Source organism: Pseudomonas tremae (genome assembly GCF_023278125.1).
Lineage (GTDB): Bacteria > Pseudomonadota > Gammaproteobacteria > Pseudomonadales > Pseudomonadaceae > Aquipseudomonas > Aquipseudomonas tremae.
In genome coordinates this window covers 549,764-563,025 of record NZ_CP066270.1, presented here as the reverse complement: position 1 = coordinate 563,025, position 13,262 = coordinate 549,764, and the positions used below count along the sequence as shown (strand labels likewise).

Genomic DNA, 13,262 nt, shown 5'->3' with positions numbered 1-13,262 from the left:
CACGCCCCTGAAACCCAAGGTCGTGGCGTTTTTGGCGAGATGAATCAGTAACCCAGTGACAACCCGGTGTTGCGTCGCGGGTCATTGGCCCCGTAGAACCGATTGTTGCCGACCGGCTTGCCGCCCAGCGAAGGCGCGCCAACCAGAATCGCTGCCACGTGGTTGAGTGGTTGCGGACCGGCGAATTTCTGGCCCCAGCTTTCGAGAATCTTCAGCGTGTCCGGGCTGACCGCGAAGGTATCGATATTGGTTTCTTCAGGCTGCCATTGCTGGTGGAAACGCGGCGCGTCCACGGCTTCCTGAATATTCATGCCGTAGTCGATGACATTGAGCATGGTCAGCAGGGTTGCGGTAATGATGCGGCTGCCACCCGGCGTACCGACGACCATGACAGCCTTGCCATCCTTGGTGACGATGGTCGGGCTCATCGACGACAGCGGCGTCTTGCCCGGCGCGATGGCGTTGGCTTCGCCCTGCAACAGCCCATACATGTTGGGCACGCCGACCTTGACAGTGAAATCATCCATTTCGTCGTTGAGAATCACACCGGTCTTACTGGCCATGACGCCCGCGCCGAACCAGTTGTTCAGGGTGTAGGTCACCGATACCGCGTTGCCCCATTTGTCGACAATCGAATAATGGGTGGTGTTGCTGCCTTCGTGGGGCGCGACACCGGGTTTGATCTTGTTCGAGTCACCGGCTTTGTGCGGGTCGATAGCCGCGCGCAGCTTGGCCGCGTACTTGACGTCCAGCAGATGCTCAAGCGGGTTCTTGACGAAATCGGGGTCGCCCAGATAGCTGTTGCGGTCAGCGTAGGCATGGCGCATGGCTTCTATCTGATAATGCATCCCCTGCGCCGAGCGAAAGCCCAACTCTTTCATCGGGTAGCCTTCGAGGATGTTGAGAATCTGGCAGATGACTACGCCGCCGGAACTCGGTGGCGGCGCCGACACGACGTGATAGCCACGGTAGTCGCACTCGACCGGTGCCAGCTCGCGGGTCTTGTAGTGGTCGAGGTCGGCCTGGGTGATGATGCCCTTGCCAGCCTGACTCGAATCGACCAGCGCCTTGGCGACCCAGCCTTTATAGAAACCGTCACTGCCCTTCTCGGACACTTCCTTGAGCGTTTTGGCGAGGTCCTTCTGCACCAGCTTCTGACCGACCTGCATCGGTTCGCCCTTGTTGAGGAAGATCGACCCGGAATCGGCCATGTCCGCCTTGAACACATCGGTGGCGCTGGACAGCATGTCCACATCGCCCTGCCCCAGTACGAAGCCGTCTTCAGCCAGTTTTATCGCTGGAGCAATGACTTCTTCGCGCTTGCGCGTGCCGTATTTGCTCAGGGCCATTTCCATGCCGGACACGGTGCCTGGTACGCCGACGGCCAGGTGACCTTTGACGCTCAGGTCAGGGATGATCTTGCCGTCCTTGTCCAGATACATATTGGCTGTCGCTGCAAGGGGGGCCTTTTCGCGGAAGTCGAGGAAGGTCTTGCGTCCGTCAGCCAGCTGGATGGTCATGAAGCCGCCGCCACCTAGGTTACCCGCCGCGGGATAGACCACCGCCAGCGCATACCCGACTGCAACCGCGGCATCGACGGCGTTGCCACCGGCCTTGAGCACATCGACACCTACGTGAGTAGCTAGATGCTGGGCGGTCACGACCATGCCGTTTTCAGCGGCAACCGGGGCTTGTGATGCCGCGAATGTGGGGGAATACGCGACAATCAGTGCTGTCGCAATCAGCGACCTGGCGAGGGGTTCGAACTTCATGGTCGATCTCTTCTTTTTCTGAGTCGGGGACGTTTGATGAGTACAGCGCCAGGCCTGGGGCAAGGGACGCTGTGCTTCTGATCAAAGCGTACCGGGCATCCCTGTGCGGGTATGACGACGTCCAAAGTAGCCGGTTCTTTCGCGTTTACCTAATGCAAAAACCGGAAACACATTAAGCTGACATCTACGTCCTGCAATCGAGGCACTCACGATTTTCTACGATACCCCTCGATGATCGCCGAAAAATCCTTGCCGCCATCGCCGCGCAGGCTCATTGCCTGATAAAGCTGTTGGGCCACAGCGCCGAGAACCACCGGTTGCTGCACCGAACGTGCTGCTTCGGTTGCCAGCCCCAGATCCTTGAGCATCAGTTCGGCGCCAAAGCCGCCGCTATAACCACGTGATGCTGGCGCGGTTTCGACGATGCCAGGCCAGGGGTTGTAAGCCTCGGAGCTCCAGCAGCGGCCCGTCGAGGTATTGATGATGCTGGCCAGCACTTCGGTGTCGATGCCCAATGCATTGCCCAGCGCCATCGATTCGGACACACCAATCATGGAAATCGCCAAGAGCATGTTGTTGCAGATCTTGGCGATCTGCCCGGTGCCCACGTCGCCGCAATGCACGATGTTGCGGCCCATCAGCGCCAGCACCGGTTTGAGCGTGGCAAAATGCTGCACAGAGCCGCCGACCATGAACGTCAACGTCCCGGCCTGTGCGCCACCGGTTCCGCCTGACACAGGTGCATCGCCCAGGATGACGCCCTGCTGCGCAGCAATGCCAGCGATATCGCGGATGGTCTGCGGATCAATGGTGCTGCAATCAACAGCCGGGACGCCGGGCGAAATTCCCTTCAGCACACCGTCGTCATTCAGGTACACGCTGCGCACATGCGCAGCTGCGGGCAGCATGGTAATAACCAGCTCACTGCCTTCAGCCGCCTGTTTGGGGGAATCGCTGACCTTGGCGCCCAGCCCGGCAAACTCGCTCAGCACAACCGTGTTCACGTCGAACAGTTGCAGGCTGTGACCTGCGTTGATGAGGTTGCGGGCCATGGGAGCGCCCATGTTGCCCAGACCGATGAATGCAATGTTCATTATTGTTCTCCCTGGCCTTATCGGCAGTCAGCGCTCAGCGCAGATTGATCGTGGTGTTCACGCCATCATTCACGCTGTTGTCGTCGAACCAGCGGCTGGTGACGGTCTTGGTCTGAGTGTAGAACTGCACCACCTGTTTGCCATAAGGCCCCAGATCGCCCAGCCTGGAACCTCGCGAGCCGGTGAAGCTGAAGAACGGCACCGGCACGGGGATCGGAATGTTGATCCCTACCTGCCCCACGTCGATCTCACTCTGAAACTTGCGCGCCGCTGCACCACTTTGCGTGAACAACCCGGTGCCGTTGCCAAACGGGTTAGCGTTGACCAGCGCAATGGCCTCATCCAGCGTGTCGACCTCCAGCACCACCAGTACCGGACCAAAGATTTCCTGCGTGTAGATCTGCATGTCGGTGGTAACGCCCGAGAACAGCGTCGGCCCCACGAAATTACCGCCTTCATAGCCCGCCACAGACACATCACGACCGTCCAGCTCAAGCGTGGCGCCTTCACGTACGCCGCTGTCGATCAGATCGAGAATGCGTTGCTTCGCCCGTCGGGAAATCACCGGGCCAACGTCCGTGCCTGGCTCGTGACCGGCATTGACCTTGAGTTTCTGCGCCAACGCCTTGAGCTCCGGCAGCCATTGCTTCGACGCACCGACCAGCACCACTACGGACGTCGCCATGCAGCGCTGACCGGCCGCACCAAAACCTGCCCCTACCAACGCATTCAGGGTCTGCTCACGATTGGCGTCAGGGAGCACGACCGCATGATTCTTCGCGCCCATCATCGCCTGCACACGCTTGCCATGCCGCCCGGCCAAGTCATACACGTGAGTGCCGACGGCAGTCGAACCGACGAAAGAAACAGCCTTGATATCCTTGTGCATACAGATCGCGTCCACCACATCCTTGCCGCCGTGCACCACATTGAGCACGCCAGCCGGCACACCCGCCTCGACCGCAAGTTCGACCAGCAGCATGGTCGACAGCGGATCCTGCTCGGAGGGCTTGAGGACAAAGGTGTTGCCGCAGGCAATCGCCATCGGAAACATCCACAGTGGAATCATCGCTGGAAAGTTGAACGGGGTAATACCTGCGCATACGCCGATGGGTTGGCGCAGCGTATAGGTATCAACGCCACTGGCGACGTTTTCGGCGAACTCGCCCATTTGCAGCGTACCGATCGAACACGCGTGCTCGACCACCTCCAAGCCGCGAAAAATGTCGCCCTCGGCGTCCGCCAGCGTCTTGCCCTGCTCGGCGCTCAGTACCGCGGCGATACGTTTGGAGTGCTCGCGGATCAGCGCCTGCAACCTGAGCATGATGCGCATGCGAGCCCCGATTGGCGTGTCACGCCAACTCCGAAAGGCGGCCTGCCCGGCGGCCACCGCGGCATCAACTTCGTCGGGCGTCGCAAAAGGCACTTGGGCAAGAACTTCCTGAGTGGCCGGGTTGACGACGTCTTGCCATTCGCTGCTTTGCGAGTCGATCCATGCACCGTTGATCAGCAGTTTCACACGGGCAACGGTGGTCGATGTGTCGCTTAATGAGGCATTCATCCGAAGCGTTCTCCTTCAGCAAACCATGCATCCGGAGCCTTTTTACAGGGGCCGTCATGGTCTCCCGACAGTCTTGTTTTTGAGTTGGTCAGGGGCCGCGCTTTGGAGTATAGATGTGCAAACTTCTAACAAGAACGCAGATAAAAGCAGGGTCAACATGCATAAAAACATCACCTCCCTGGGATCGTTGAACTGGGATGACCTGAAGTTTTTCCTTGAAGTGGCACGCACCCGTAAAGTCAGCAGCGCTGCCCGTCGGCTGGCTGTGGACTACACCACCGTGTCACGACGCATCAACTCGCTGGAAACCTCGCTTGGCACGCTGCTCTTCGAAAAGTCACGCAATAACGGTTTCATCATGACCGCCGAAGGTCAGCGCTTGCTGGGCTACGCCGAGTCCATCGAAAGCACGTTGCACATGGCCTGCGAGCAGGTTTCCGGCTCTAGCGTGGCGTTGTCCGGGCACGTTCGCGTGGGCTGCACCGAAGGCTTCGGCAGCTTCTTCATCACCCCGCAACTGAGTCACTTTCTCGACAGCTACCCCAGCATTTCGCTGGATATCCTGCCGTTGCCACACTTCATCAGCCTGTCCAAGCGCGAGGCTGATATTGTCATCGCCCTTGAGCGCCCGGATCACGGGCCGTACGTGTGCTGCAAACTCTGCGACTACAGCTTGCGCCTGTACGCGACCCAGGATTACCTCGACAGCCATCCGCCGATTCAGCGCAAGGCAGATCTGGCCGAGCATCTCTTCATCAGCTACGTCGACGACCTGGCATTCAGCTCGGAACTGCTTTACCTGAGCAACCTGCTGCCCAACGCTCAGGCGCAACTGCGCAGTACCAGTGTCATCGCCCAGTACACCGCTGCGCTGCAAGGCCGCGCACTGGCGATCCTGCCGTGCTTTCTGGCTGCTCAGGACCCGCGACTGTTACCGGTGCTGGCGGAGGAAGTGAACGTTACCCGGCAGTTCTGGATGTACTGCCGCGAGGATTTGAGGAAGCTGAAGCGGATCACGTTGTTGTGGGATTACATTCGGGAGGTGACGGAGTTGAACAAGGGGTTCTTATTGGGAAAGGCAGCGGCGGCAAGGTTTATCGGTTGATGCGCAAGCGCTTGGCCCACTCAGAAACGCGTTTGATGCTGCGCAACTCGCCGTAAAAGCGCGCAATTTTCTGCGCAGATTTTTGCTGTATTTTTTCAGAGATTATTCTCAACCAACTGATTTATATATACAAAATCAGGGTGGCACTGTTCTTGTAATGACTCCCTCCGTTCGATGGGCGCGATTGCCCGTTACTTCGGAGAGATTCGGATGTTCGCTTCTGCCAACCAGCCATGCTTCAGTCTGAGCCTCGAGGGCCCCAAACATGGGTTTCAGGTTCTGGCATTCACCGGCCATGAAGCCATCAGCCAGCCTTTCTGCTTCACGCTGGAGCTGGTCAGCGAGCGCACGTCGCTGGATCTGGAAAGCTTGTTGGGCCTCCCGGCTTTTCTGCAATTTGCTCCTGACGGCGGCGGCATTCATGGGCTGATTGATCGTATTGCCCAAGGCGATTCAGGTCCACGCCTGACCCATTATTCAATGACGCTGCGTCCGCGTCTGGCCCGTCTCGGCCATCGCACCAACCAGCGTATTTTTCAGCACCAGACGGCGCCGCAGATTATCGCCACGGTGCTCGAAGATCACCATCTGCTCGCCAACACCTACAGGTTCGAACTCGGCACGAACTGCCCCGAGCGCGAATACTGCGTGCAATACAACGAATCTGATCTGCACTTCATTCAGCGGCTGTGCGAAGAAGAAGGCTTGCACTACCACTTCGAGCACAGCTTTACGGCACACAATCTGGTGTTTGGCGATGACCAGACGGTGTTCCCGAAACTTGAGCCAGTGATCTACAAGCAGGACAACGGGCTGGCAGGCAAAGAGCCGGTAATCCGGGACTTCAAGCTACGCCTCGAAACCCGCTCCGACAGCACCACCCGCCGAGACTATCACTTCGAGAAGCCGCATCTGACCATGCAAGGCTCTGCTCATGGTGACGTCAGTCCGGAGCTTGAAGATTACGATTACCCTGCCGGTTTTGCGCACCGCGACCGGGGCGAGCAACTCGCCAGACGCGCCCTCGAGCGGCATCGTCATGATTACCGACAGGGCGAAGGTCAAAGTGATCAACCGCGTTTGGTCAGCGGGCATTTTGTGCAGTTGAGCGAGCATCCAGACCAGGCATGGAATGACCTCTGGTTATTGACGGACGTTCGCCATGAGGGCAGTCAGCCGCAAGTTCTTGAGGAGCATGCCCACCCGATACGAAACGACGTCAATTTGCGCCAGGGCTATCGCAATACTTTCCGGGTGACCCCGTGGAAAGCCCCGTACCGAACGCCCTTGCGGCACCCGAAACCGCGCATACCCGGCAGCCAGACCGCCGTGGTCACTGGCCCGAAAGATCAGGAAATACACTGCGACCGGCATGGCCGGGTCAAGGTGCAGTTTCATTGGGATCGCGAAGGTCAGGCTAATGACCGCACTAGCTGCTGGCTGCGAGTGTCGTCCAGTTGGGCTGGCAATCGCTACGGTGGGATGGTCATCCCGCGAGTCGGCATGGAAGTGCTGGTGACCTTTCTCGAGGGCGACCCCGACCGCCCACTGATCAGCGGCTGCCTGTACCACGCCGAACACGTCCCGCCCTACGACTTGCCCGCGCATCAGACACGCAGTGTGTTCAAAACCATGAGCAGCCCTGGTGGTAATGGTTCGAACGAGCTGCGCATCGAGGACCAGGCCGATCAGGAACAAATCTACATTCACGCCCAGCGGGACTGGGAACAGCACATCAGACACGATCAGAAAATCCACGTTGGTCATGAGCGTCACGAGCATGTCGAAGCCAACAGTTACAGCGTGTTCAAGGCAGCCGAGCATCGAACCGTTGAGGGTGATCGGCTGACTGAAGTCAAAGCCAGTGATCACCTGACCGTGGGCGGCACGCAGCACATCAAAACGGGTGATGGGTTACTGGCAGAGGCTGGAGAAGAAATCCATATCAAGGCTGGCGACAAGGTGGTGATTGAGGCCGGTCTCGAAATCACCTTCACTGCGGGCGGCTCATTCATCAAGATCGCCCCCAGTGGCGTGACCGTGAACGGGCCACAAATAAAGCTCAACTCCGGGGGCCAGCCGACAGCTGGAACCGAAGCAACACCCCTGCGGCCGGGGCTCGTGAAACCGATCGATGACAGCAAGCCGGGGCTGTTGCTGATGCAGCGTCTGAGAGGGTCAGGGCCGATCGTCGAACTCTGCCAAAAACCCAAGGGCGGAACGCCTGCAGACTGCCCGCTTGTCGATTGCGGCTGCCGGAAAGCATCGCAGTCGGGAGGTCGGCAATGAGCCTTTATGTGCTACTGGAACGCACTGATTCGCTACTGGAACAGCTTTACCGACTGCTGCCCGCCCCAGAGCCCTGCATGCTCTTTGACGAGACCGAGCTGGCCACCAGCAGACAGGCAAGTCCCGTTTTTATGGATGCCGACGGACAGCATCCGTTACTGAAAGCCGTTTCTGAAAACCCCGACGACTGGCCGGGCCTGATCATCGAAAGCGCTTCGCCGGTCGAGGTCGTACTCGCTCACCTCAGACACATCCTGTTGGTCCGATTCGAAGGGAACCGTCGAGGCGTTCTGCGCTATTCGCACCCTGTAACGGCCAGCTATTTCTTTACCGCCGAGACACCGCAAACCAGTACTCAGTGGCTGGGGCCCATTTCTCGACTTCGCTGGTACGGCGGAACCTGGGCGGACATCGCGCAAGGCAATCAACACTGGATCAGCATCGACAATCCGCACGCGTCTCGCTGGAAACCGCCATACCCCTTGGTCACGCCAGGCCTGAGCCTGCGTCAGGAAGACGCTTTACGGCTTCAGAACAGGGAATCTCCTCAATGACCACCGACAGCCTGAGCGCAGGGCCTTGTTGCGAAATGAACAAGCTGATCGTGCAGATCGCGGGCCGGGATCATTCAGACCGGCAACAGGTTTTGTTGATCAGCCCTAAAGATGATCGTGTTTATCAATCCAGACCGGAAAAACTGGATCACGTGCATTACAGCTGCATCCTGGAAGTCTGGGATCACATCGACGGCGCGCACCTTCACTTGCAGATTGCGACCATCGATGGCGAGCCTATTCGTCTGCCTTTGTTGCACAAAACGCAGGTCACGCCACGACAGGCCGATGCGCAGTTCAACCAGATAGTGCCGGTGCTGCCGTTTGTGCCGCTGCCTGGCTCCCGAACCGTATACGACCTCGGCACGCCGGTACTGGCTCGCGCGGGTTATGTGTATGTGTTTTATCAGGAGAAACTGTGGCGCGAGCTGGAGATTCAAGTCAGCGAAACCGGCAGCACTTATCACGACATCGATGTAGCCCGTTATCGGAGGCAAGACGGTTTCCTGCCCGGAGAGCGCAAGCCACGCGGCGCGGCACTTGAAGACATCTGGCTGCCGGCGCTCTGGAACAACCGGCAAGCAACGGCTGTGCAGCTGTGTTTCTCGGAAGTTCAGCTCAGTGCGCCACGCCTCGAACGTCTGGAAAAAGACGCTGCATCAAGAAGCACCCGCTGCAAAAACCTTGACCTGAGCCAGTCAAAAAAACACTTCACGGACCTGTACAAGGGCAAGCCCGATGGCAAGGCGATGCTTGATGCGTTTTCCGACTTTGATGCCAAAGACCCTTTCACTCAGGCACTTCTCGCCCCGATCAAAGCAACCCGGCTGAATCTGCAGCACAACGTGTTTCCGGTCAGTCTGGCTGCACCGCAACGCGCCCGGCAGCCCGGTTATGAAAGACTGCTCGATCATCCAGCGCGGTATCTGTGCGATCTGTCGGGGCAGTTTCCGGTCGAGTCTTTCAGACAAGCCAGGGCATTTCTCGCCCAAGCTGACAGAGGCATCACAGTGCAGAACGTCAGGCACCTGGAACTGACAGCGATGGCCGATGCGCTGCTGGCCAGCTTGCCGGTCGAGGACGACGCAGAGCCCGTTGATGCGGGTGTGCTCTGGGAAGCACAGACCAGTGTCGCCGATGTGCTGGAGAAAGCTCGCCAAAGGCAGGTCTGCGGGGTGCTGCTGGACGATGCCTGCTATCGAGTGCGACATCTGCGGCAACGTGTCGATACATGCCAGCAACTGTTTGCGCTTTGCGCCCGACACGCCATTCGCCACCCGCACCATGCCAGCGCTTTGTTGGTGCAACAACTGGTGGTGCCGCGCAATATTCGCGGCCAGGAAAACCCGCTGCATACGACGATGGCCAAGCTGCATGAGCCTGGCAGGCAAATGATCAACCAATGCACGGCCACGGTTCAGCGCGCGGTGGTCTGGCGGCACATGCTCAGCGCTCAGGACGCACTGATAGACAGTCTGAAACAAAGCACCACGGAACAAATGCTGGCTGATCACTTGAGCCTGGAAGGTTTCGACTACGTGGCGGCAATGTATGAGTTGAGCCGGACCCTGGCGACCCTGGCGCTGCTGCCGTCCACTGTCGATCCGCTGGCGCCCGGCGGCGATATGGTGGATGCAGTCACAGGTATTGGTCTTTGGGATCAGGCCGTGAGCCCGGGGCAGAAGTTTCTGGAGCATATCGCCAGCGATGACACGTCGCCTCTGCATCTTATGCTTTGGCCAGAATGCGATCTGCTGACTGCTTGCGCGCCCTATGTCGTGCCGCTTAGCGATGACAAGAACATGGGCGACGGCCGCTTTCGCGCCACTGAACTGGCTCGTTTCGAGACCCGGCCAGCGCCTGACCCTGTCACTCAGGTCACGCTGGATGCCACCACCCTCGCCAACCTGCTGGCGGGAGACAACCTGCAGAACTTTTTTCTCATCAACAACGGCAAAGCCACAACGGCGGCGCTGATCGGGATCTTTGAAAACCTGCAAAGCGCCTCGGACGGCGCCGCGAACGCCGTCGCCAAAGCCAACCAGGCACTCGCGTCTGCCAAAGGCGGTTTAAAAAGTACCCATGCCAATGCCCCCTCGGCAAACGATCGGCTGGCCAAGATACAAGAGCGGCTCGGTGCCAATACCCACAAGATCGACGTCAAACGCCAAGGCCGGGGCGTACAACAACTGCGCAGCATGATGCCCGAGCATTTTGCTGCTGCCTTCCTGACCCGTCGTAATAAGGTCACTGCGCAACACTATGTATTCGGCCTGGAAGACCTGCCCGGTCGAGAGTCACTGCCCAAAACACGTTATGGCGAATACCTGCGTGCTGACGGAACGCCCTTTGGCGATATCGCCCCACCGCCGCCGTCCTCTACCCGGCTGACTCAGGGCGACAATCTGGTCCTGGTGATTCCTCGCGGACACAAGACCGCGCAGGTGGTCGGCGACATGAACCGAACACTTAAAACCGCTCGTGAAGCAGCAGGCGCAGTGGGTGAGGCGCAACGCGGTCATATCCGGGCGAAGAGCGGCTTGAGTGAGGCCATAGAGGGGCTGGATTCGGAGAGGAACAAGGCGGCTTACAAGGTATTGGGGTCGACGCCGTTTTGCCTGGCGGTGTTGATGCTGGAGGTTTGGAATGTGAGTTCGGAATATGAGGCACTGGAACAAACCGCTCGAGAAAAAAATGACGCGAGAGCAATTGGTGGTATTGGAGGTGCGTATCTGGACATGGCAATTGCTATCGAAGCTCTGGCCGTCAAGCTAGCGGGCCAACGGTCATCACTCTCTATTGCCAGAAAGACGCTGTTTAATATCTCCTCGAAAAAGGCCGCCACTTTTTTTGGTGAAGCTCTAGCCAAAAAGTTAACTGAGAAAGTGACTGGTCGAATGATTGGTATTTTCTTTTCCGGAGGAATTCTTTCTGTCGTAAATGCTATTGACACATGGCACGCATGGCAATGGAACGACCAAGCCATGTACGGATATCTGCTGATATCTCTGGGTGGGCTAGCAGGCTCGCTGGGAACCTTGTTCGGAGCGGCCGGAACGCTTCTGGGTCTCACGGTATTGGGTTGGGCCGCATTACTGCTGATCGGCGTCGGCGTAGGCTTGGTCATATTAATGAGTTCGACGCTACTGGAGTCATGGTTGGCGAACGGTCCGTTCGGTGAAAGCCATTCAATCGACAGTTATTTACAGGATCCATCACAGGCTTTTTACCGGCTAACAAGCCTGCTTGCCGGCATCAGTATTTCAATAGAAAAAAATCCGGCCTATGAGCCGCATGCCACCTTTGATTATCACGCGCAGATACCCCATGCCATACGTAGCGCGGACACAATTATTCGCTTGCAGAGTCGGTTGCCTGGACTGATCGGCAGTCTCGACAGCCTAAGCATTCAAGCTGACTGCAGGCTGTGCCGCGTTACCGAAAAAGCGAATAACCAAGGCGTACCTTATCGCGCAGGAATTGAAATTGCCGACAGATCTGAAATGCCCCAAGCTCAGCGTCTTCAACTGGACGCATTGGAACTGTTTTTTGCCACACCAGTTAATCAGGTTTCACCCACTGGCAGCAGTAGACACCATTACCAGTGGGCCGTGAGGGCCCAGTTCATTCTGAGCCGCGGGGGAGAGAAACTTTACTTTCCTGGCCCGCCTGTCAAAGACCCGACTCAATACAGTCAAGACTGGGCAACACCCAACTTCAAGAAAACCAACCAACCCTTCTGGGCCGATGAAGAAACTCATAAGATATTTTCCAATGGTTGATTTGAATGGACGGTCCTACTACGGGTCTCTAGCCTATCGGCCTGACACTATTCCGGAGCAAATACCGTCTTTGCGGACAAGAGTTTACACCTTTTGCTCGAGACGCCTTCCTTGGGGGGCAACCCAGCCGGCAACGTCAATGAAGCTCATGGAGGAATCCACCCCCGAAAACATGAGATTCTGGAAGGAAATCGCTAAAGAAAAGCATAGAAGCAGAACCAATACACCGACAATTTTTGAGGAAGTTGACATTCATAACAAGCGTGACCATGAGAGATTCAGATTCTCGCCTCTTGCCCTACGGTCACAGTTCTGGTTAATGCTATTACAACTTGGAAAAGGAGGATTTATCGTGCTTTCCCCTTTCGTAATATTAGCCCACCTGTCTCTGATATCGGTATCCCATAGACCATGGAAGGCAGTGACCGTCGATTTACTTTCAGGGGCTTACCTACTGTATTTAGGCGGCCCGTTACTCCTCTGGTTAATCGGCCACATTATTATCAATCACTTCCCCAGAATATGGTTCCGCCCCCCAAAAGGCCCTGAGTGGGAACTCAACCGCAGAACCGGCCTGGTCACCATCTTCGACTATAAACGCCATCGAAAAGAAGGTGTAATCGACAAATTCATCGCGCCGTTTTATGAGTTCGATGCCTATATGATTACCACCAGCAATCGTCACGGCCCTACGTACGGGCTTCTGCTTCAGCACCGCTACGAAGACCACAAAATCAATTTTCATATGCTGATGAATGCTGACGACTTCCAACAACGTCCCTGCGCACTCTGGGACTTCCTGCAGAACTACATGGACATCAGCGGCCCGATTCCGGACATTCCGCTGTTCGAACCGTACCGGCACCTGGACCCTGTCACTGCCGACTACGATCAGCAGCGCGGCCGCAACCCTCGCTACTGGATCGACATGGATGACGACACGTTCAAAACCGAGGTCGACGCCATGTGGCAGCGGGTGTACGCGATTGACACTTTTAGCCGCCCGAACCTTATGGCGCGGTATGTGGATTACAGCTCATGACCTGTGGCTTCTGGTCTGCAGCGAAGCCTGATAGCGCGCAACGCTGCGGGTCGGCAATGCACG

General features: G+C 57.5%; 8 protein-coding genes. 5 read left to right on the top strand and 3 right to left on the bottom strand.

Features of this window, described 5'->3' with window-relative positions; all coding sequences use genetic code 11:
- Positions 1-44: 44 nt before the first annotated feature.
- The 3 genes from ggt to I9H09_RS02460 all read right to left on the bottom strand — a co-directional run bounded on the left by ggt (position 45) and on the right by I9H09_RS02460 (position 4,427).
- Positions 45-1,772 carry a gamma-glutamyltransferase gene (gene ggt, locus I9H09_RS02470; protein WP_122347875.1) on the bottom strand — a complete coding sequence of 576 codons (1,728 nt, stop codon included), beginning with the start codon at positions 1,770-1,772 and terminating at the stop codon, positions 45-47.
- A gap of 206 nt (positions 1,773-1,978) precedes the next feature.
- Positions 1,979-2,866 carry a 3-hydroxyisobutyrate dehydrogenase gene (mmsB, locus tag I9H09_RS02465; RefSeq protein WP_122347876.1) on the bottom strand — a complete coding sequence of 296 codons (888 nt, stop codon included), beginning with the start codon at positions 2,864-2,866 and terminating at the stop codon, positions 1,979-1,981.
- Between the two features lie 34 nt (positions 2,867-2,900).
- Positions 2,901-4,427 (bottom strand): CoA-acylating methylmalonate-semialdehyde dehydrogenase, encoded by a 1,527-nt coding sequence (locus tag I9H09_RS02460; protein ID WP_122347877.1) that lies wholly within the window; start codon positions 4,425-4,427, stop codon positions 2,901-2,903.
- 157 nt (positions 4,428-4,584) lie between these two features.
- Here I9H09_RS02460 and I9H09_RS02455 point away from each other — a divergent pair, with 157 nt between their 5' ends.
- From I9H09_RS02455 to I9H09_RS02435, 5 genes are all read left to right on the top strand, one after another.
- Positions 4,585-5,532, top strand: coding sequence for a LysR family transcriptional regulator (locus tag I9H09_RS02455; protein WP_005895180.1), 948 nt, complete (start codon positions 4,585-4,587; stop codon positions 5,530-5,532).
- A 210-nt stretch (positions 5,533-5,742) separates the two neighbouring features.
- Complete coding sequence (locus I9H09_RS02450; protein ID WP_122347881.1) at positions 5,743-7,821, top strand: type VI secretion system Vgr family protein; 2,079 nt, start codon at positions 5,743-5,745, stop codon at positions 7,819-7,821.
- Positions 7,818-8,375 (top strand): DUF4123 domain-containing protein, encoded by a 558-nt coding sequence (locus tag I9H09_RS02445; protein WP_122347878.1) that lies wholly within the window; start codon positions 7,818-7,820, stop codon positions 8,373-8,375. The genes I9H09_RS02450 and I9H09_RS02445 overlap by 4 nt, the downstream gene beginning before the upstream one ends.
- Positions 8,372-12,157: a toxin VasX gene (locus tag I9H09_RS02440; RefSeq protein WP_122347879.1), complete on the top strand. Its 3,786-nt coding sequence runs from the start codon at positions 8,372-8,374 to the stop codon at positions 12,155-12,157. Before I9H09_RS02445 ends, I9H09_RS02440 begins: the two co-directional genes overlap by 4 nt.
- Before the next feature lie 148 nt (positions 12,158-12,305).
- A complete protein-coding gene (locus I9H09_RS02435; RefSeq protein WP_183142512.1) occupies positions 12,306-13,199 on the top strand; it encodes a hypothetical protein in 894 nt (297 codons plus the stop codon).
- Positions 13,200-13,262 lie beyond the last annotated feature (63 nt).

What these genes read in the sequence shown, in the direction of transcription:
- ggt (WP_122347875.1), bottom strand. Translation starts at nt 1,772, where the DNA reads ATGAAGTTCGAACCCCTCGCCAGGTCGCTGATTGCGACAGCACTGATT.
- mmsB (WP_122347876.1), bottom strand. Translation starts at nt 2,866, where the DNA reads ATGAACATTGCATTCATCGGTCTGGGCAACATGGGCGCTCCCATGGCC.
- I9H09_RS02460 (WP_122347877.1), bottom strand. Translation starts at nt 4,427, where the DNA reads ATGAATGCCTCATTAAGCGACACATCGACCACCGTTGCCCGTGTGAAA.
- I9H09_RS02455 (WP_005895180.1), top strand. Translation starts at nt 4,585, where the DNA reads ATGCATAAAAACATCACCTCCCTGGGATCGTTGAACTGGGATGACCTG.
- I9H09_RS02450 (WP_122347881.1), top strand. Translation starts at nt 5,743, where the DNA reads ATGTTCGCTTCTGCCAACCAGCCATGCTTCAGTCTGAGCCTCGAGGGC.
- I9H09_RS02445 (WP_122347878.1), top strand. Translation starts at nt 7,818, where the DNA reads ATGAGCCTTTATGTGCTACTGGAACGCACTGATTCGCTACTGGAACAG.
- I9H09_RS02440 (WP_122347879.1), top strand. Translation starts at nt 8,372, where the DNA reads ATGACCACCGACAGCCTGAGCGCAGGGCCTTGTTGCGAAATGAACAAG.
- I9H09_RS02435 (WP_183142512.1), top strand. Translation starts at nt 12,306, where the DNA reads ATGGAGGAATCCACCCCCGAAAACATGAGATTCTGGAAGGAAATCGCT.